Source organism: Desulfosoma caldarium (assembly GCF_003751385.1).
In the GTDB taxonomy this organism is placed as follows: domain Bacteria; phylum Desulfobacterota; class Syntrophobacteria; order Syntrophobacterales; family DSM-9756; genus Desulfosoma; species Desulfosoma caldarium.
Genome location: NZ_RJVA01000016.1, coordinates 13779 through 32170 on the forward strand (window position 1 = coordinate 13779; position 18392 = coordinate 32170).

Below are 18392 nucleotides of genomic sequence, written 5' to 3' on the forward strand. Positions count from 1 at the left end.
GAGGAAGCCTGCCATGAGTTCATCCGTTCGCGTGACATTTCAGCCGGAAAACAAAACCGTTTCCGCCGCCCCCGGTGACACGCTGTTGGATGTTGCCGGGAATGCGGGCATCAGCATCAACAGCCTGTGCGGTGGGCAAGGCGTGTGCGGCAAGTGCCGTTTAAAGGTCGTCAAAGGATCGGTGGACTTTTCCAGCAAGGGTGTGGGCTTTTTGGATCGCAAGGAAGTGGATGCAGGATACGTTTTGGCCTGCCAGGCCAAATTACTTCAAGACGATGTGGAGGTTTGGATTCCTCCAGAATCGCGCCAAGAAGAAGAACAGATTCTCACGGTCGATCACCTCGTCCACTATACGGCCCCCGAAGTGCTTGAAGAGGGGGGCGCCTCCCCTTCCATTCCCTATTTCAACCCCTTGTGTGCCAAGATTTTTCTGAATCTTCCTGAACCGTCCCTCAAAGATAACCTTTCGGACCTGGAGCGTATCTACCGAGAACTCCATAGAAAATTTCCCGACGTCAAATGGGAGGCGGATTTCAGCTGCCTCAAGAATTTGGCGCGCCTTCTTCGGGAAAGCCGATGGGAAGTGACGGCCTTGGCTCACATGCTGGATCCTCATTGCTACCACCTACGAGCACTGGAGCCCGGAGACACGAGCCGGCGAAGTTTTGGGGTGGCCATCGATGTGGGCACCACCACCATCGTGACGCAGCTTGTGGACCTTCGAACCGGGCAGGTCACCGCCGTGGAAGCCAGCCATAACCAGCAGGCCCGTTACGGCGAAGATGTCATTTCTCGAATGATTTTTGCCTGCGGTCGCGGAGGTACTGATCCTCTGAAAAACGCCGTGGTCAACACCATCAATGCACTGATCTCTTCACTGATGGCCTCGGCGGGGATCAAACCTCAGGACATCATCGCTTTCGTGGCCGCCGGGAACACCACCATGACCCATCTGCTGCTGGGTCTTGAGCCATGCACCATACGCCTGGAGCCTTATATTCCCACGGCAACGCGGTTTCCATGGGTTCGGGCTGCAGATGTGGGGCTGATCGGTCATCCGGAGGCCGTGTTGCACTGTATGCCGTGCGTGAGCAGCTATGTGGGTGGAGACATCACGGCCGGCGTTTTGGCCTGCGGCATGAATGACAAGCCGGAACTGAGCGCCCTCATCGACATCGGGACTAATGGAGAGATCGTCATCGGCAATAACGAATGGCTGGTGTGCTGCTCGGCCTCTGCGGGGCCGGCCTTTGAAGGTGGCGGCACCAGGTGCGGCATGCGGGCCACCAAAGGCGCGATTCAAAAGGTGCAGATTCACGGTTCCAAGGTTACGTATGAGACCGTGGGAGCAGCTAAAGCCAAAGGAATCTGCGGTTCCGGCCTCATCGATCTGATGGCGGAATTGGCCGCTGAAGGCATTATCGATCAGAGCGGCAAATTCATTCGCCTGGATCATCCCCAGGTGCGAGTGGTAGATGGCGTCCCCGAATTCGTGGTGGCCTTTCCTCATGAAAGCGAAACGGGAGAGGCGGTTGTGATGACCCAGGACGATATCGGCAACCTTATGAAAAGCAAAGCGGCCGTTTTGGCTGCCATGAAAATCCTGTTGGAAAACCTGGGCTTGCACTTTGACAGTCTGGAACGCATCTATGTGGCCGGTGGGTTTGGTGCGCACTTGGATATCGAGAAGTCCGTTCGCATCGGCCTTCTTCCTGACGTGCCGTTGGATCGTGTGCAGTTTATCGGCAACAGCTCCGTGGCCGGCGCACGACAGTGCCTTCTTTCCACCCACGCCTTTCGAAAGGCCTCGGCCATTGCCCGGCAGATGACCTATTTTGAACTGTCCGTGCATCCCGGTTTCATGAACGAATTTATCGCGGCCCTATTTCTGCCGCATACGAACATGGATATATTTCCATCGGTCAAGAACTATTTGATGGCGCGCAAAGCTTCCGCCGAAGCGCAAGGGTGAAGGCCATTCACGAGGCGAAAGGGATTTCTTTCATGGGTTCTTGCAGATTCCATCCGGATCGGCCGGCTGTCGTTCGCTGTGAAAAGTTCGAGTACGGTTACTGTCAAGAGTGTTTGGATGCGTGCACAGCGTGCACGGACCCTGCACTATATTGTAGACACCGAACAGCATGCGTCATCTGGGAACTGTGCCGCCGGGAAATCAAAAGACGGTGTCAGCAAGGGACAAACGCCCACGCCACGGATGCCGAGGCGTGTGCCGCGGCTTTGGAAAAAACTTTGCGACAACGGTCCTGAAAAGCCTTTCGCTGGGCTTAACTCATCCGTGGAAAGCCCTTAGCGGATGGCAGGCACCTTGACAATAAACGGTTTTTCCTTTTCCACTCTGGCAATTTTTTCCGCCGCTTTTTGAGCCTCTTCCTGGGTGTTAAAAGGAGCGGCGCGGACCGCATACAGCGCCCCGAGTTTGGGGTGACTGATAGGAGTGATCTGGGAAGGCAGTCCCATTTTTTTCAGTCGCTCCACGGCCTCTTGAGCATTTTCCTTCTTAGAGTAAGCCCCCACTTGAACGGCATAAACCCATGAAGAGGGGGTGATCTGGGAGGTGGAGAGCTTTTGAGACTCGGAGGACATAGTGCTGGGCAGGTTCGGCGTTTTTGTGATCCCTGCGGGTGCCGAAGAGCCGCTATCGGTTTGAGTCACGGACTTTTCAGAAGCCGTCTCTGGAGGATTTTCCAATGGAGGAGTCGGTTCCGAAGGCGCCGGTGCTCCCAAAGGTTTGGATTCGAAGACGGGGACGGCGTGCTTGACGTAAGTTCCCGAGGGTTCGTGGGGCGAGGCCTTGTCCAGGCTCAAAACCTGAGGTTCCGGCAGGGTCGTCTTGGGAATCTCTCGAAAAACTTTCGGCTTTCCGGCGTCCTTCGTGTCACCGATGGGCGGTTGCGCGTTTTGCCGCCAGATCAAAGACAGCACCACCAAAAAAACCACCCCAATGGACAAGGCAATGAAAATCCGCCCAAGCAACGCCTTGGGAATGCCACTCCTGTTGTGGTGCGTGCCGGGTTTGGGAACGAAAACATTCTTCTTTGACATGGAATCACCTCATGGATCGGGCCTTGTCCATGGCCCTGGCAAAACCCGGCAGGGCTCCTTCGATGGTTTGATCGTCCACACAATAGGCCAGGCGGAAGTATCCTGGCCCTCCGAAACCACTGCCGGGAACGGCGAGAATCTTTTCATCCACCAGAAGCCGCACAAAGGTGACATCATCCTTCAAAGGGCTTTGGGGGAAGAGGTAAAAGGCTCCCGGAGGTTCAAAACAAGAGTAGCCTGCGCGCTTCAGGCCATCGAGTAGCCTATCCCGTTTGGCTCGATAAAGGGATACGTCCACCGATTCTTCAAGAAGGTCCGGCAGGATCCACTGCATGAGCGCCGGAGCGTTGACGAAGCCAAGAATACGGTTGGCCAAGATGAGCGCTCCCTGCAGGGCCGCTTGATCCTCGGCCTGAGGATGCATGGCGATGTAACCGATTCGCTCCCCGGGCAGTGACAAGTCCTTGGAAAAGGACGTGGCAATCAGGGCGTTTTCGTAGTACTGAAAAATGGAAGGCGGTTTTTCCGCCGTATAGACAATTTTCCGATAGGGCTCGTCCGAAACGAGGAAAATGGGATGCCGGGCCGTTCGACTCTTTCGGCGAAGGAGTTCCCCTAATTCCTTTAGCGCATTGGCGTCGTAGATTTGTCCTGTGGGATTGTTCGGGGAATTGATGAGGACCACCTTGGTCTTAAGCCCCACAGCGGCGTCAAGAGCGTTCAGGTCCAGAGAGAAATCGGCAGTGGTGGGAACGGTTTTTAGGCTACCGCCATGATTTTCCGCGTAAAAGCCGTATTCCACAAAAAACGGTGCCGGCACCACCACTTCGTCTCCAGGGTCGAGAAGGGCTTTTAAAATCACATTGAGTGCGCCCGCGGCGCCGCATGTCATGATCACATGCTCCGCGCGAAGCGGCGTGCCGTGTTCTCGAGCCAGATACGCCGCCAATCTCTCCCGAGTTTGCGGTAGCCCGGCGTTGGGCATGTAACTGTGAAGGGACGCCGCCCCGTTGCGAATGATGCGCAGAAGCGCCTCTTTCACCTTAGGGGGTGGTGGCAGGTTGGGGTTGCCGAGGCTAAAGTCATAAACGTTATCAGCTCCGTGGATCTGCTTCAATCGGGCTCCTTCCTCAAACATTTTGCGAATCCACGAGGCTCGATCAATGTAAGTGCGCATCTGATGCGAAATGCCCATGGACTTTTTCCCCCTCCTGTCAATGCGAAACGAGATTCACGAGGTACAGCTAGCAGAATCGTGCCGTTTCAGCAAGGACACACTAACGTTGCGTCACCGGCTTTCAAGGGCTTTCCAGTGTGTGTCCTTTGCATGGGGTTACGGGAAGGCATAAAGGCTCAGGGTTTCCTTTTTCCATCGGAATACCTGCGCGGGTTTGCAGCCCTTTGGGGAAAAGTGCGGGCCGTAGACCAGAAGAGTCCCGCTCCAGCTCGTCAGTTTTCGCTCCAACCCGGCCAAGGGTTTGTCGGGGTAAATGTAAAGGACGTCAAAGGAACTGAGTCGAAGATGCTGAAAGTCGGCGCACACAAAGGCTGTTCTGTGCATGAGCCCCAAGGCTCGAGCGTTTTCCTGAGCCTCAAAGCACAGGCCCTCGTCCGCCTCGATGCCCACGGCACGGCAAAAAAGGGCCGCGCAGCACACCGCGACACCATCGCCGCATCCGAGGTCTGCGAACCGGCTGTACCTTTGCAACTTCACCGCATGAAAGAACTCCAGCAGCGCCTGGGGCGAGGCCGTGGCCCAGACCCCCCGTGGAGTCATCTTGTAGGCGCCTCCCTTTTTTTCATACTCGCGGTGGCGTTGGGAAAAGTGGGCGACGACTCGGGCACAGAGATCTGCCTCGGGAAACCCGGTCACTTTTTTCCCCCGATGACGCTGCGGTCCTTGTAGATTCCTGCGGGGACTGAGGTGAGCGGAAAGACGAGGCATTTTTGACCTAGGATGGTGCCGGGGTTGGTGACGGCGTTGCACCCGATTTCGGTGCCATCTCCGATGATGGCGCCCAGTTTGCGTCGTCCTGTGTCGACGATGCTGCTCTCCGTCCTGATGCGAATGGCATTGCCTTTGATCTTGAGGTTGGCCAGCTTGGTTCCGGCGCCGAGGTTTACATTTCTGCCCACTATGCTGTCTCCCACATAGGCAAAATGCCCGGCCTTGGCGCCGTCCAAAAAGATGCTTCCCTTAACTTCCGTCGTATGGCCTACCACGCAGCGGTCCCCCACCAGACAGGTGCCGCGAAGATACGCTCCTTGGCGGATCTCCGTGCCGTTCCCGATGATGGTCGGCCCCTTGATCAGCGCTCCCGGCTCCACCACCGTGCCTTTGCCCAGCTGCACGTAAGGGTCCATGAACACAGACCCGGCATAAAGCACGGTGGCTTCCAGTGTCTCTTGACCCCGGACGCGCACTCGGAAATTTCCCTTCGTCACGTTCCCGCCAAGAATTTCGAAACCGTCATACCAGACCCGCCCTTCAAAGAGCACCACCGTTTGAGGAAGCGGCATGCCGTAGGAACTGAGTCCCATGATGGAAGACACAAGGTGTTGTTCCAAATAGCCTTTGAGGTTCGAGAGGGTTTCCCACACGGGCGCTTCGGCAGGAAAAACGTCGCGATGGGAAAACTCCTGAAGGTCAAAGAGCGTGGTGGCTTTCAGTCTTTCCATGGCTTATTCCTTGTGCGTGGCGAAGTGCCTGGAATGTTCAATCTTGATGCACTTGTTCATGACCACCTGCATGCCGGCCTGTCGCGCTTTTTCAGCAGAGGCGTTGTGGCACAAACCCAGCTGCATCCACACCGCCTTGGCCCCCACGTCGATGGCTTCGTCCACGATGCCGGGAATGGCTTCGATGTTTCGAAAGATGTTCACAATGTCCACAGGCACGGGCACCGATTTGAGGTCCGGGTAACAGGGTTCTCCGAGGACCTCCTTGTACTTGGGGTTGACCGGAATCATGGTGTAGCCGTGTTCTTTGAGGTAACGGGCCACCTTGTGACTGTCCCGATCTTCCTTGTGGGACACCCCCACCACGGCGATGGTTTGGGCCCTTTGCAGAAGTTCCTTGATTTCGGGATCGGGCAGATTTTCACGGGGTATTTCACATTCGGCCATGGAACACCTCCTTTTCCCTTGGGACTTCTCAAATATGCTCCAACGATGCATCGAGAAACCAGTCATTTCGGCTGAGACACTCGCAGCCGTTGGCGGTCACTCGAACCATATTTTCCAAGCGTACCCCTCCGAGGCCTGAGATGTAGATTCCCGGTTCCACGGTGAGCACCATGTTTTCTTGAAGCACGACGGATGTTTTTTTTCCGTATCCTGGTTTTTCATGCACGGCAAGTCCAATACCGTGCCCGAGGCCATGGCCGAAGGCGGCGCCGTAGCCCGCGCGATCGATGAGCCCTCGAGCCACACCGTCCACATCATGGGAATCCACGCCAGCTCGAATGGCTTCCATGGCCGCCCGCTGCGCGTCCCGCACAATGCGGTAGATGTCCTTGAGCTTTTGAGGAGCCTTTGGCCCAAGCCATGTGCGGGTCATGTCCGAGCAATAGAGCTTGTACCTGGCTCCCAGGTCCACAATGACGGCGTCTTCGTCCGTGATGCGCCGATTTGTTGGGACTGCGTGAGGTAAAGCACTGTTGGGGCCGGAAGCTACAATGGGCGGAAAAGAGACCGCCTCCGCTCCCGCTTCTCGAAGTCCCTTTTCAATGGCCCAGGCCACGTCCCTTTCCGTTCGCCCCGAAACCATCTCCTGCCAAATCTGATCAAAAACCATTTCGGTCAGGCGCAGAGCCTGGCGCATGCTTTCAATTTCTGAGTCCGTTTTGACCATGCGCATCTTTTCCACCAGAGCCTCTTCCCCCCACAGTTCCCCTTGAGGGCACACGTCCCGCAGGGCCGTCTCCAGCTGCCGAAACCGTTCCCATGTCAGGTGGTGCCCTTCCACACCCATTCGGCGTGTGTGAAAAGAGCGCAGAAGATCGGGCAGCACCTGCTCCCAGCCTTCTCGATAGGTGACCAGCTCGTAGCCCTGAGCTTCCGAAGCGGCCTGTTCCTCGTAGCGAAAGTCTGTGAGCAGAACCTGGCGGTCCATGCCGATGAGAAGTTGACCGGAACTTTCAATTAGGTTCATGTCTTCGGCGCGAAAGCCGCTGAGGTAGTAGCGGTTTTCCGGTACCGTGATGAGCATGGTGTCCAGGGCGAGAGTTTCCATGGTGGTTCTGAGGGCATGAAGACGGGAGGCGAAAGGTTCTGAAATCATGAGGCTCCTTTCTTTGTTTTTTTAGTAAAAACAAGAGTATGAGTGGGTGTGCGCTCTTTTTGAAATGTGTCCATTTGGAACGCGCCATCCAGGGCCAGAAAGGTCTTGGGTTTCGAGGTGTCTTGACAGAACCTTTCGGCTCCTTTAAGCAGAGCTGTCTGGACGTTTATCCTCAAATGTGACGTTGACCCATTTCAGCCCCTTAAAAAAGCAAAGGGCTCTTGAGGGTTCAGCCATGTATGCACGCATGCTCGTTTTACGCTTTCCCAAAGAGATTGTCGACAAGCCCATCGTGACCAATCTCGTACGCAATTACAACCTTTCCTTTAACATTCTCAAGGCGCAAATCTTTCCGCGCAAGGAAGGCCTCATGGTCATGGAACTACGGGGCAACCGAAGAGACTACGAGCGGGGCCTGCAGTATCTGAAAGACATCGGGGTCATTGTGGAATCCATTGCGCAGGGAATTCGCCGAGACGAAGAAAAATGTTACCAGTGCGGTGCCTGCACGGCGGTGTGCCCTACGGGAGCGCTTTACATCAAGAGGCCCGAAATGGAAGTTCTGTTTGATTCGGAACGGTGCAGCGCCTGCGAGCTGTGCGTCAAGACATGTCCGTCGCGCGCCATGATCGTGCTTTTTGACCAGAAAATGACCCTGGAAGATGACGATCCCAGGCATCAAGCATAGGTTGGCGGCATAAAACCCACTTCAAGGAGGGTTCACCCCATGAACTACAGCGACATTGTCATGGACCACTTTATGAACCCGAGAAACGTCGGTGAATTGGAAAATCCCGACGGCATCGGGCAAATCGGTAACGTGAACTGTGGTGACATCATGCGCATGACCATCCAGGTGAAAGACAACCGCATCGCCGACGTCAAATTTAAAACCTTTGGATGCGGTGCCGCCATCGCCGTCAGTTCCATGGTCACCGAGATGGCCAAGGGAAAAACCTTGGAAGAGGCCGTTCGCATCAACCAGGATGAGGTGGCTCGAGCCCTGGGAGGGCTTCCGGAAAAGAAACTCCATTGTTCCAATTTGGGCACGGACGCCCTCAAGGCCGCCGTAAACGACTATTGGAGAAAAAACGGGCACCCGGAAAAGGTGGTGCCTCTGGAAGACGAGCACTTGGAGCAGGAAGCAGAACCGCAGCATGCGTGTTGCCATAGCCCTGAGCGGGGGAATGGACAGTCTGAGGGCCGCATGGCTTCTTAAGGAGGCCGGCCATGAGGTCATGGCCTTTCACATGCGGCTTCCTACCTTCGGCTTGGCGGATACCGCCGAAACCGACCGGCACAGGGAATCCCGCCTTCAAGTTCTGGCGCAAAGGCTGGATATCCCTCTTTTTGTGGTGGACTGCCGCGAAACTTTTTTCCAGAAGGTCATCAACCCTTTTCTTCGAGCCTACGCAGAGGGGCTCACGCCAAATCCCTGCGTTTTGTGCAACCCGACCATCAAGTTCGGCTATCTGCTTCAGCAGGCTCTCAAGGCCGGAGCCGACAAATTGGCTACCGGCCATTATGTGCGCTTGAAGGCTCCTGAAAGGCCCGCTGAGCGCTACGCTTTGCTGAGTGGCGCCGATGCGCGAAAGGATCAATCCTACTTTCTTTACGGGTTGAGCCAGGAGCAATTGGCTCGCGCCCTTTTTCCTCTCGGCAATGAAACCAAGGAATCCACACGACTCTGGGTTCGCACCTACGGCTTTGACGCGCTTCTTCACGAAGAAAGCCAGGAAATTTGCTTTATTGCGTCGGGCGACTATCGGCGTTTTGTGGAGGAATATTGGCCGCAGGCCACGCTCCATGCCGAAGGGCCGGTTCGAGACACTTCAGGGGCTTACATTGGTCGTCACAAAGGTCTTTATCGTTACACGGTGGGACAGCGCCGAGGCATTGATATTCCGTCCACAGCCCCCTATTACGTCCTGGCGTTGGATCCGAAAACCAACACCTTGTGGGTCGGTCGGGCCCGGGACCTACTGGCTTCGGAAGCCCTTGTGGGCCAACTGAACTGGGTTTCCATCGACCCGCCCTCGAAACCCCTTCGAGCTTTCGTGCGCCTTCGCTATCAGCATCGTGCGGCTCCGGCCGTGATTCTTCCTCAGTCGAATGGTACGGTGCGCGTGCGCTTTGAAGCGCCACAGCGGGCTGTCACGCCGGGGCAGGCCGCCGTCTTTTACGATGGAAGCACGGTCCTGGGCGGCGGTGTGTTGCAGAAAAATTCAGGGGAGATTTGAGATTCATGCGGTTCGCTTTGGAGACACTGGGTTGCAAGGTTAACCAGTACGAGAGTTCGGCCTTTTTTGAAAGCCTGACTCGAGCTGGTTGGCAGCCCGTGCCTTTTTCCGCCAGAGCCGATCTCTACATCGTGCACAGTTGCGCGGTCACCAACAAGGCCTCATACCAGACGCGGCAGCTTGTGCGCCGTGCCTCACGCACGAATCCCAAGGCGCACATCGCCGTGGTGGGCTGTGATGCGCAAATCCACCGGGATCGGTATGCTCAGGAACGCCTGGCCACCCATATCGTGGGCACCGAGGAAAAGTTTCAACTGCTCTCCTGGTTGAAAAAGCCGGGTTCATTGCATGAGCCCTGTGTCGCCGTCGGAGATGCTCGGCGCTACGGTCCCTTGGAACCCCTTCCCGTGACGAACATGCTGGGCGATCGCAGCCGAGCCTTTCTCAAGGTTCAGGATGGATGCGACGCCTTTTGTAGCTACTGCATCGTCCCGTTCAGTCGAGGGCGCAGCCGAAGCCTCGAAACCTCGGAAGTGATTCGGCAATTGGAGCGGCTGATCTCTGCTGGATATCGGGAAGTGGTCTTGACGGGTATTCATCTGGGGCAATGGGGCCTGGACCTGGGTGTGGACGGCCTGGGCGAACTCCTAAAGGCCATGGACAAAGTGCGCCATTCCGCAAGGATTCGCCTCAGCTCTTTGGAACCTAAAGAAATCACCGGCAATCTTCTTCAAGCGCTCACCACCTATACCTGGATTTGCCCCCATTTTCATCTGCCGTTGCAGAGCGGCGATGGGGAGATTCTCGCCGCCATGGGCCGGCCTTACGGCCCCGAAGAATATGCCGACACGGTGCAGACCCTGCACAAAATATTTCCCCATGCGGCTTTTGGAGCTGACGTCATCGTGGGATTTCCCGGAGAGACGGACGCGCATTTTTCGCGCACGGTGCGGCTTTTGGAATCCTTGCCTGTGACCTACCTTCATGTGTTCCCGTACTCCCCGCGGCCTGGAACGCAAGCGGCCGCCATGAAGGGTCGGGCCGTGGGCGACGTGCTCAAGGGGCGAGCGCGCGTGCTGCGGGATCTGGGCCGGCGCAAAAAAAGGGCCTTTCAGCAACGTTTTGTGGGGGCGGTACTTGAAGTTTTAGTGGAAAACGCTCTGCCATCCAATCTCTGGAAAGGGACGTCGGAGAACTACCTCACGATCCATTTTTCCACAAAACACCCAGTGGCACCGGGCCGTCTCGTGCGGGTTCGCGTGAATCGGTTGACCGACGCCGGCCTCTTTGGCACCATTTTGGATTGACCCAAAAGCTCTTCACCCCCGGCCACGGCATAAGGCATAATCGCGGCGAACAAGCAAGTCTCCTATTAAAGCTCTTGAGGTGCATGCCTTTGTAACGGACGGCAAGCCGCTCAACCGAAATGACACTCCACGTTCTATCCCATCGCTGTCGCCAGGGCCTCAGAAACACCTTTCGAGTGGGATATGCCTGCACCCCGAGCAAAAGCCCGGAAGGCCCAGATGGTGGGTGATAGACTCCCGCTTGCGCGGGAGTGACGATTGGGTGTTGTTCCACGGAAAAGGCAAAACGCGGATGGGTTCCCGTTTACGCGGGAGTGACGAGGGCAGTGACAAAGGCCATGGTGATGCTCGGTTCGGGACGCAATGGCCGATGATCTATAGACTCCCACTCGCGCGGGCGTAACAGTTGGGAGGGATCTTCATGGCGTCCTAGGTGGGGTCAAAGAGAAAGAGGCTCATGAGCCGCGCATCGGGCGCATTGTGGGGGGCAAAGGATTCCGTTTCTTCCCTATACTTTTGGAGCAACCCGTCCACGTAGATCCATGCCAGGCGCCGTTGTTGGGAATCTTGAATTTTGCTGTGCACGATTTCTTGCAAAAGGGTTTCTAAGCGTTGGGGCGTGGCTCGGCTAAAAAGTCGAGGCCACTGGGCCAGGGGAATGGGCTTCATGGTCCATCGTTCCGTCAAAAGGGCGGTACCGGCAGCAGTCAAAAGCAAAACGCCCAGGGTCACCTCTTCGAGAACGCGCACCTGGCCCTCAAGCCACAGCTTTCCTTGAAGGTCTTCCACGGTGACCTGGACCACGTCAAACAAGGGCTCGACCGATTCCACCACGGCGACCCACGTCCTGGCATCGTGCAGATCGCGACGGTCCTGAAGAAAGGTTTCCACGACGCGAGGCCGTTTGGCCCCCTGGATTCGATACAACTTTGGGGTTTTATGCAAAAGGGCGGCAACCCTTTCGGCCCATGGAGTGTCCAGAATGGTCTGTCCCAGGGGCCAGCGCGCGATCCAGCCGTCGCGCAGGAGCGCTTTCAGCCTTTTTTGCACGCCGAAGACCTTCGCCTGGGCTGCTCGAAAGAGGTGTTCCATGTACACTTCCTGGACAGCTCTTAAGGCCAGGGACTCGTTTCCCGCGCTGAGCAGATCCAGGCCAAGGTTCACCATGGCTGCGGCCTTTTCGGCCGCTTCGTGCAAGTCGTCGGGGACATCGGGAGCGAGTCCGTCAGCCACCACGATTTTGTTGGCCAAGGCGGCCATTTCCCAGCGCAGAGTGTCCACAAGGCGGGAATCGTTCACTTGCGCCAGAGCCCGCTGTAGTAAGGCTCCTTCCGCCATGGGTATGAGCGCGAATCCCGGGGATGACGGGCCCTCATCTTGCGACGGTTCGCTTAGAGGAATTTTTTCAAAAGGGATGCTGCGCAGGTCCAAGGGCTTGTAGATTTCCAGCGCATCGTAATAATCAGGAATGGCGCGGTCTTCCAAACGGCCTCGATGAAAACGATAGGCCTCCTCTTCCATTTCCGGCTCCAAAGCCCACAGCAGGTGGTCCATGAGTTCCTTGTAAAAACCGTAGTGCGTCTCGAAAAGGTAGCTCAGGACTTGGCGAATGAGATGCTCAAACTGGGGGTAAAACGTTTCCCAATAGTATTGATCGTCCAAAGTATTTTTCGGCAGAAAATCCACGGCTTCCAAGGGATCGATCTCATCGGGCCTTTGAGCCACGCGAATCCATTTTTTAAACAGGGAAACGAGCAGTTCAAAATCCGCGGCATAGAGCCAGGCCAACATGCGCTTGGGGTCCGCGCGAAACAGCCGATCCAACCACTGGATGGCCGGGCCGGGAACGATGCGATCCTTGCGCCACATTTCCAGGTCAAAAACGTGGGTGATCTGATCCAGTGAGGCCACAGCCAGCAAGGGTAAGGCATCCTCCGCGCCGATTTCCTTGACGGTCAGGTAGAAGTCCTGGTCGGATAAGGCGGCCGCCACGGCTTCCGCATCTGGCCTGGAAATAATGGTTTCCATGCGTTCCTTGGCGGAAAGGGTCATGAGGTGCCGAGCCAGAAGACGCGGCGGCAATTTGGTCCATCGCTTGGCTTCCAAGTCGATCACGTCTTTGGCCATGAGTCTCCTATCCCAATGTGCATCTTGAAGTCGTTGCCCGGTGAGCAATTCGGCAAAGACTCATATTCACCCTGGTGGGGTAAAGTCAAGGCGGAGTAAAAGATTTCGCTTGCTTGCAGGGTTTTTAGTGCTTAGGGTAGAAATTGTAAAAGTTGGTACGAGAACGACGACACAAAGGAGTTCATCCATGCTGGTGATCGAAGACTTGGAAGTGGAACTGGCCGGAAAGAAAATCCTCAAACACATCGACTTGGAAATTAAGCCGGGCGAAACCCACATTCTTTTCGGCCCCAACGGCTCGGGAAAGACGTCTCTGCTCATGACCATCATGGGTTACCCTCAGTACAAAGTCACCGGGGGCAAGATCTTTTTCAAGGGGGTGGACATCACGCACCTGCCCATCAATGAACGGGCCAAATTGGGCATCGGTATGGCGTACCAAAGACCGCCGACCATTCATGGCGTCAAAACGCATCAAATGGTCAAGATTTGCGGCGGCGACCGAGAGATCAACGTTCATGAGTTGGCGCGCAAGGTGAATTTTCAGGATTTCCTGGATCGAGACGTGAACGCGGGGTTTTCCGGCGGCGAAATCAAAAGGTCCGAACTGCTGCAGCTCATGGCGCAAGACCCGGACCTAATGCTCTTTGATGAGCCGGAATCCGGCGTGGATATGGAAAACATCGCGCTGGTGAGTCAGACCATCGCGCGATTGCTTCAAAAAGAATGCGCTCCCACGGACATCAAATCCATGCTTCAGGTCAAGCGGGAGCGCACCAAGATGGGGCTCATCATTACCCACACGGGCTACATTCTGGAATATCTCACCGCGGACAAAGGCCAGGTGCTCTATGACGGGGTGCTCAGCTGTTCTGACAATCCCCGTGAAATTCTGCACTGTATCAGCGAAATGGGATATGAGGAGTGTGTACGATGCACGATCGCGAGCAATTGAGAGAAAGAGCCCTCAAGGCGGTGAACAAGCCGGCGGCCCTTGGGGCCGACATCGATCTGGGTCAGTTCAATACAAGCCCGGTTGAACGCCGACCTATGGATAAAGAGGAGCTTTTGTCCCTTCCCGCTATGGAGAAGCAGAGGCTGCTCATGGCCGGCTTTGATGTGACAGAATCCGAGCGCAGCGGCACCTACATTCAAATGGATACCTCTGTGGTGCGCTGTGGTGCGAAACAGGAAGGGATTGAAGTCCTACCTATTAGAGAGGCTCTGGAAAAATACGACTGGATATGGGATTACTACTGGAAACTCGTGCCGGTGGATGCGGATAAATACACCGCCGCCGTGGAACTGAACCTGCATGACGGCTATGTGATTCGAGCGCTGCCGGGGGCCAAATCCATTTACCCCGTGCAGGCGTGTCTGTACCTTGACAAGCAAAACCTGCAACAAAACGTGCACAATATCATCATTGCCGAAGAGGATTCTGAACTGCACATCATCACGGGATGTTCCACATCGCCCCACATGACGCGCGGCGCGCATCTGGGCATTTCGGAATTTTTTGTCAAGAAGAACGCAAAGTTGAGCTTCACCATGATCCACAACTGGGCAGAGGACATGGCCGTACGGCCCCGGTCCGTGGCTCGGGTGGAAGAAGGCGGCTTGTTTCTCAACAACTATGTGTGCATGAAACCTGTGCGTTCCCTGCAAATGTATCCCACCACGCACCTTGTGGGCGACAATTCCATCGCTCGATTCTACAGCATTATCGTGGGCAGTCCGGGATCGGAGTACGATGTGGGAGGCCGAGTTTATCTAAAAAAACCCGGCACCCGGGCGGAAATTGTGGCCCGAACCATCAGCAACGGTGGAAAGATCATCGCGCGAGGGCACCTCATCGGGGAAGTGCCCGACATTAAGGCGCATTTGGAATGCAAGGGCTTGATCCTTAACGGTGGGATCATTCACGCCATTCCCGAACTGGAAGGTCACGTGGACGGTGTGGAAATGAGCCATGAGGCGGCAGTGGGGAAAATTGCCGCAGAAGAGATCGCCTACCTCATGTCTCGCGGTCTCACGGAAGACGAGGCGACTGCCACCATCGTGCGAGGATTTCTCAGCGTGGACATTCCGGGATTGCCGCCTCAGCTCAAAGCGGAAATCGATCGCGCCGTGGAGCAAAGCGATAAGGATGTTATGTAGTTTATTCCATAGATTACAGACACTAGTTAGGACACGGAATCGGTGGGAGCGGCGCGAGCCGTCCAAGACGAGCTCGCGGTGCACTGCTCCCACCGAAAGAGGCTCTAAGAGCATTTTCCAATAGGGTCTTAGAAGGGGCTTATCATGAAACGATGGGGCATCTTGTGGGTTTGTGCGATGGCTTTAGCCGGTGTGTTAATGGCATGGCAACCCGTCTGGGCCGAGAACCCGGGAACGTACGCCCAGCAGAAGGCTGCCGAATCGAGCCCGGACGGTGGGATTATGCTGGCTGACGTGCTCATTGCCCGCCCCATCGGCATTGCCGCGTGTGCTGTCGGGCTTGTGGGAACGGTTATCGCTTTGCCGTTTGCGGCTTTTTCAGGCAGTGTGGATGCGGTGACCGAAAAGCTTGTGGCTGAACCCTTTGCCTATACCTTCCAGCGACCACTGGGCCAATTTCCCGGAGAATTGACGGCCCGGTGATCCCATTGGAATGCCCTTCGTGAAAACGGCACGCCATTCTCGATGCCTCGGCGCTTTCGATGGCCGAATTCATTTATTCGGCAATAACCTTGCGTAGATCAATCTGATAGCGCTTCATGCGGTTCCAAACCGTGACGCGGCTGATCCCAAGGATTCGAGCCGCCTCGCTCTGGTTGCCCCCGGTGCGGCGCAGCGCATCAATGAGCTCCTGGCGGCGGTCTCGATGCGGTTTTTGAGCATCAACGGTCGATTTTTGCGGAAAGCCAGATGGGGCGGTTCTTGTCGTGCACACAACATCTTGGGCTTGCATCACATGGGGTGGCAGGTGCTCGGGCCGAATGAGCCCGTCTTCAGTCACAACGCAGGCATATTCCAGAGTGCTCTTGAGTTCTCGAACGTTTCCCGGCCAACGGTAGGCCATGAGGGCAGCCATGGCCTGAGGATGCACACCCTGAACCCTCTTTCCTTTGCGACGGTGTTGTTCGAGAAAGAAATCCACCAGAAGGGGCAGGTCCTCCATTCTCTGGCGTAAGGGAGGAAGATAAATCGGGATCACATTGATGCGATAAAAGAAATCTTCCCGAAAAGTCCCTTCGCGAACCATTTTGGGTAAATCGCGGTTGGTTGCTGTGATGATGCGCACGTCCACGCGAATGGGGCGATGGTCCCCTACCCTTTCCACCGTTTTGTTTTCCAAGACGCGCAACAATTTGACCTGAATGGACAGCGGCACATCCCCGATTTCGTCAAGAAAAATGTCGCCACCGTTGGCGGCTTCAAAACGCCCTTCCCGATGACTGGTCGCCCCCGTAAACGCCCCCTTCACATGACCGAACAGCTCACTTTCCAGAAGCGATTCGTTCAGCGCGGCACAATTGACTTGAATGTAAGGGCCTTCTCGGTGCGGGCCCAGATCATGAATAGCTCGAGCAATGAGTTCCTTGCCCGTGCCGCTTTCCCCATAGATGATCACCGGCGCGTCACTCTGGGCGGCCTTTTCCGTCAGATCAAACACCTTTTGCATGGGGGGTGAAAGGCCGATGATGCCTCGAAAACCCTTTTCACTGTCCAAGAGGCGGGAAAGGCGCACAATTTGTTCATCTTTGCGGTCGAGTTCGGAAATATCCGTGAGGGTTTCCACGGCGGCGATGATGTCGCCCTTGTCGTCTTTGAGCACGGCGGCGTTTTTGAGCACGCTGACGTAACTGCCATCTTTGCGCATCACCACGCAGCGCTTATGGTGGATGTTGCCAAGGGTAAAAAGACGGCACCAGTGAGTGCCCCCATGACGGAGGATCCCTTCGCAGCTGTCGCAGTCCAAAAGAGTGCACGATCGACCCAGGAGTTCATCTCGTCGGTAACCGATCATGCGGCAGAGGGCGTCATTAACCAAAAGAAGGGATCCGTCCGGTCCGACGACCATCAGACCGTCGTTCATGGTGTTCACGATGTCTTCGAGATGGCGTTGAATGGCCGGCATATGGTGGTGCTCTTGCGTCACGCGGCGTTGGTGATTGTCTGCCATTATGCTTCTCGATCCTTATATATCATTTTCTCGTGTCAACCAGAAGTGCCCGTAACCTGCGTCCGCATGAAAGCCGGCGAAAAGATGGCCATGATTTTCGCATCGCTCCTCCAAAAAGGATCGATTGAATGGAATGCAGCGCTGCGAAATGTGCTGCGAAAAGGCTCTGTTGGGCGTGGTGAGCCCATGAGAGCCGAGGTGCCTAGCACGGGAGTGGAGGTTTCCGCTCCAGGAACCCTCCAGGAAATCTTTCTTCCTGAATTTGGAGTCCGCATGGAGGAATTAAAAGACCTCCAGACGCAGGCAGGCGCGGTTGAAAGATGGCCGGTTGACTTCAACAGCTAGCTGAAAGACGCCAACGCTCACCTGACGGATCGAAGCCGCCGCACGAATGCGTTGCGCGTGGAGGTAAGGCCGCAGATTGAAACGGCCCGGGCTGAGCTGGCCCAGCGGATTCCGCCCGTTCGATCTGCACGAGGCGAGCGAATGGACGCGGTCCGGGCTGCATTGGGCCGGCGGATCGATGAACCCCAGGATCGCATCCATGACACCAACCATCGCATGAACTCCATTGGAACGCAGGTGGAACATCGCTTGGATAAGAAAGACAAACCCTTTAGACCACGTGAGAGCGGATCTTTTGAAGCCATGGATGGAAAATAACCAGAGGTTGAACCGGCTGTTGGAGGGGCTTTCCTTCCGCGCGCAACGTTTCTGGTTGGAAAGGCGCCTGAGTGCGGTGGCGCACAACCTTGCGGAACTGAAACGCATGGTCGTCTGTGCCGCATTGTAAGGCGCCCGGCTGTTTTATCGCTCCGTGGGTTCAGTAGACCAGCGTGGCCTTGGCTTCCAGAATGTGTTGGGTCAAAGCGCCGGCGGCGGTCACTTGAGCGCCGGGAATCAGCTCGCTTTCTTCGATGTGGCGCTCCTTAATGCACGGGCCGCACACGAGAATTTTCCCACCGGCATCCACGTAGTTTTGCACCAGATCCTTAAGTGGCGGAAGCCCGGCCGCAAACACATGCTCCAGACAGCCATGGGTGGCCAGAAAAACCCCTGGCCCTTGCAGCACCACCACAGCTTCCACGTCCATGGCCTGGGCGGCATTGGCCAGCACAAAAGGAAGACTGGCCCGCTCTGGGTCGTCCCCGGCGTGGGTGACGATGTAGACGATTTTTTCTGCCTCTGCCATTTTTCCCGACTCC

The 18392-nt window shown here is 56.0% G+C and carries 18 protein-coding genes; 8 read left to right on the forward strand and 10 right to left on the reverse strand.

The features are described from left to right. Positions 1-13 precede the first annotated feature (13 nt). The gene (locus tag EDC27_RS14505; RefSeq protein ID WP_123291359.1) at positions 14-1972 is read left to right on the forward strand and encodes an ASKHA domain-containing protein; all 1959 of its coding nucleotides are present in this window, start codon (positions 14-16) and stop codon (positions 1970-1972) included. A 335-nt stretch (positions 1973-2307) separates the two neighbouring features. Here the strand turns inward: EDC27_RS14505 and EDC27_RS14515 are convergent, their stop codons facing one another. The 6 genes from EDC27_RS14515 to EDC27_RS14540 all read right to left on the reverse strand — a co-directional run bounded on the left by EDC27_RS14515 (position 2308) and on the right by EDC27_RS14540 (position 7345). Continuing rightward, positions 2308-3063 carry an SPOR domain-containing protein gene (locus tag EDC27_RS14515; RefSeq protein WP_123291360.1) on the reverse strand — a complete coding sequence of 252 codons (756 nt, stop codon included), beginning with the start codon at positions 3061-3063 and terminating at the stop codon, positions 2308-2310. 4 nt (positions 3064-3067) lie between these two features. Continuing rightward, the gene (locus EDC27_RS14520; protein WP_123291361.1) at positions 3068-4258 is read right to left on the reverse strand and encodes a pyridoxal phosphate-dependent aminotransferase; all 1191 of its coding nucleotides are present in this window, start codon (positions 4256-4258) and stop codon (positions 3068-3070) included. A gap of 138 nt (positions 4259-4396) precedes the next feature. Next, the gene (locus EDC27_RS14525; RefSeq protein WP_148045783.1) at positions 4397-4840 is read right to left on the reverse strand and encodes a methyltransferase domain-containing protein; all 444 of its coding nucleotides are present in this window, start codon (positions 4838-4840) and stop codon (positions 4397-4399) included. Positions 4841-4932: 92 nt separating this feature from the next. Further along, the gene (locus EDC27_RS14530; protein WP_123291363.1) at positions 4933-5742 is read right to left on the reverse strand and encodes an LbetaH domain-containing protein; all 810 of its coding nucleotides are present in this window, start codon (positions 5740-5742) and stop codon (positions 4933-4935) included. 3 nt (positions 5743-5745) lie between these two features. After that, the gene (locus tag EDC27_RS14535; RefSeq protein ID WP_123291364.1) at positions 5746-6189 is read right to left on the reverse strand and encodes a CoA-binding protein; all 444 of its coding nucleotides are present in this window, start codon (positions 6187-6189) and stop codon (positions 5746-5748) included. A gap of 28 nt (positions 6190-6217) precedes the next feature. Continuing rightward, positions 6218-7345 (reverse strand): M24 family metallopeptidase, encoded by a 1128-nt coding sequence (locus tag EDC27_RS14540; RefSeq protein ID WP_123291365.1) that lies wholly within the window; start codon positions 7343-7345, stop codon positions 6218-6220. Between the two features lie 235 nt (positions 7346-7580). Here EDC27_RS14540 and EDC27_RS14545 point away from each other — a divergent pair, with 235 nt between their 5' ends. Genes EDC27_RS14545 through mtaB form a run of 4 tightly spaced genes read left to right on the forward strand, consistent with a single transcriptional unit; the run spans position 7581 to position 10892 of the window. Beyond that, entirely contained in the window at positions 7581-8033 is a 453-nt protein-coding gene (locus tag EDC27_RS14545; protein WP_123291366.1) for an NIL domain-containing protein, read from the forward strand. A gap of 39 nt (positions 8034-8072) precedes the next feature. Beyond that, the gene (nifU, locus tag EDC27_RS14550; protein WP_123291485.1) at positions 8073-8564 is read left to right on the forward strand and encodes a Fe-S cluster assembly scaffold protein NifU; all 492 of its coding nucleotides are present in this window, start codon (positions 8073-8075) and stop codon (positions 8562-8564) included. Beyond that, entirely contained in the window at positions 8503-9585 is a 1083-nt protein-coding gene (gene mnmA / locus EDC27_RS14555; protein WP_123291367.1) for a tRNA 2-thiouridine(34) synthase MnmA, read from the forward strand. The genes nifU and mnmA overlap by 62 nt, the downstream gene beginning before the upstream one ends. Positions 9586-9590: 5 nt before the next feature. Beyond that, positions 9591-10892 carry a tRNA (N(6)-L-threonylcarbamoyladenosine(37)-C(2))-methylthiotransferase MtaB gene (gene mtaB, locus EDC27_RS14560; RefSeq protein ID WP_123291368.1) on the forward strand — a complete coding sequence of 434 codons (1302 nt, stop codon included), beginning with the start codon at positions 9591-9593 and terminating at the stop codon, positions 10890-10892. Positions 10893-11321: 429 nt separating this feature from the next. Here the strand turns inward: mtaB and EDC27_RS14565 are convergent, their stop codons facing one another. Continuing rightward, complete coding sequence (locus EDC27_RS14565) at positions 11322-13019, reverse strand: DUF6178 family protein (RefSeq protein WP_123291369.1); 1698 nt, start codon at positions 13017-13019, stop codon at positions 11322-11324. Positions 13020-13206: 187 nt separating this feature from the next. Here EDC27_RS14565 and EDC27_RS14570 point away from each other — a divergent pair, with 187 nt between their 5' ends. The 3 genes from EDC27_RS14570 (at position 13207) to EDC27_RS14580 (ending at position 15662) form a co-directional block, all read left to right on the forward strand. Beyond that, on the forward strand, positions 13207-13974 hold the full coding sequence (locus tag EDC27_RS14570) for an ABC transporter ATP-binding protein (RefSeq protein WP_123291370.1): 768 nt from the start codon (positions 13207-13209) through the stop codon (positions 13972-13974). Then, the gene (locus EDC27_RS14575) at positions 13953-15179 is read left to right on the forward strand and encodes a SufB/SufD family protein (protein WP_123291371.1); all 1227 of its coding nucleotides are present in this window, start codon (positions 13953-13955) and stop codon (positions 15177-15179) included. The genes EDC27_RS14570 and EDC27_RS14575 overlap by 22 nt, the downstream gene beginning before the upstream one ends. Before the next feature lie 144 nt (positions 15180-15323). Next, entirely contained in the window at positions 15324-15662 is a 339-nt protein-coding gene (locus EDC27_RS14580; RefSeq protein WP_123291372.1) for a hypothetical protein, read from the forward strand. Between the two features lie 73 nt (positions 15663-15735). Here EDC27_RS14580 and EDC27_RS14585 read toward each other — a convergent pair whose 3' ends face one another. The 3 genes from EDC27_RS14585 to EDC27_RS14595 all read right to left on the reverse strand — a co-directional run bounded on the left by EDC27_RS14585 (position 15736) and on the right by EDC27_RS14595 (position 18379). After that, complete coding sequence (locus EDC27_RS14585) at positions 15736-17187, reverse strand: sigma-54 interaction domain-containing protein (protein ID WP_245994623.1); 1452 nt, start codon at positions 17185-17187, stop codon at positions 15736-15738. A 282-nt stretch (positions 17188-17469) separates the two neighbouring features. Then, a complete protein-coding gene (locus EDC27_RS15835) occupies positions 17470-17745 on the reverse strand; it encodes a hypothetical protein (RefSeq protein WP_148045784.1) in 276 nt (91 codons plus the stop codon). Positions 17746-18010: 265 nt separating this feature from the next. Next, on the reverse strand, positions 18011-18379 hold the full coding sequence (locus tag EDC27_RS14595) for a DsrE family protein (protein WP_123291375.1): 369 nt from the start codon (positions 18377-18379) through the stop codon (positions 18011-18013). Positions 18380-18392: the final 13 nt, after the last annotated feature.

Coding starts and splice junctions, on each gene's coding strand:
- EDC27_RS14570 (WP_123291370.1), top strand. CDS start 13,207: ATGCTGGTGATCGAAGACTTGGAAGTGGAACTGGCCGGAAAGAAAATC.
- EDC27_RS14540 (WP_123291365.1), bottom strand. CDS start 7,345: ATGATTTCAGAACCTTTCGCCTCCCGTCTTCATGCCCTCAGAACCACC.
- EDC27_RS14535 (WP_123291364.1), bottom strand. CDS start 6,189: ATGGCCGAATGTGAAATACCCCGTGAAAATCTGCCCGATCCCGAAATC.
- EDC27_RS14575 (WP_123291371.1), top strand. CDS start 13,953: ATGCACGATCGCGAGCAATTGAGAGAAAGAGCCCTCAAGGCGGTGAAC.
- EDC27_RS14520 (WP_123291361.1), bottom strand. CDS start 4,258: ATGGGCATTTCGCATCAGATGCGCACTTACATTGATCGAGCCTCGTGG.
- EDC27_RS14525 (WP_148045783.1), bottom strand. CDS start 4,840: ATGACTCCACGGGGGGTCTGGGCCACGGCCTCGCCCCAGGCGCTGCTG.
- EDC27_RS14545 (WP_123291366.1), top strand. CDS start 7,581: ATGTATGCACGCATGCTCGTTTTACGCTTTCCCAAAGAGATTGTCGAC.
- EDC27_RS15835 (WP_148045784.1), bottom strand. CDS start 17,745: ATGGTTGGTGTCATGGATGCGATCCTGGGGTTCATCGATCCGCCGGCC.
- EDC27_RS14585 (WP_245994623.1), bottom strand. CDS start 17,187: ATGGCAGACAATCACCAACGCCGCGTGACGCAAGAGCACCACCATATG.
- mnmA (WP_123291367.1), top strand. CDS start 8,503: ATGCGTGTTGCCATAGCCCTGAGCGGGGGAATGGACAGTCTGAGGGCC.
- EDC27_RS14565 (WP_123291369.1), bottom strand. CDS start 13,019: ATGGCCAAAGACGTGATCGACTTGGAAGCCAAGCGATGGACCAAATTG.
- mtaB (WP_123291368.1), top strand. CDS start 9,591: ATGCGGTTCGCTTTGGAGACACTGGGTTGCAAGGTTAACCAGTACGAG.
- EDC27_RS14580 (WP_123291372.1), top strand. CDS start 15,324: ATGAAACGATGGGGCATCTTGTGGGTTTGTGCGATGGCTTTAGCCGGT.
- EDC27_RS14530 (WP_123291363.1), bottom strand. CDS start 5,742: ATGGAAAGACTGAAAGCCACCACGCTCTTTGACCTTCAGGAGTTTTCC.
- nifU (WP_123291485.1), top strand. CDS start 8,073: ATGAACTACAGCGACATTGTCATGGACCACTTTATGAACCCGAGAAAC.
- EDC27_RS14505 (WP_123291359.1), top strand. CDS start 14: ATGAGTTCATCCGTTCGCGTGACATTTCAGCCGGAAAACAAAACCGTT.
- EDC27_RS14595 (WP_123291375.1), bottom strand. CDS start 18,379: ATGGCAGAGGCAGAAAAAATCGTCTACATCGTCACCCACGCCGGGGAC.
- EDC27_RS14515 (WP_123291360.1), bottom strand. CDS start 3,063: ATGTCAAAGAAGAATGTTTTCGTTCCCAAACCCGGCACGCACCACAAC.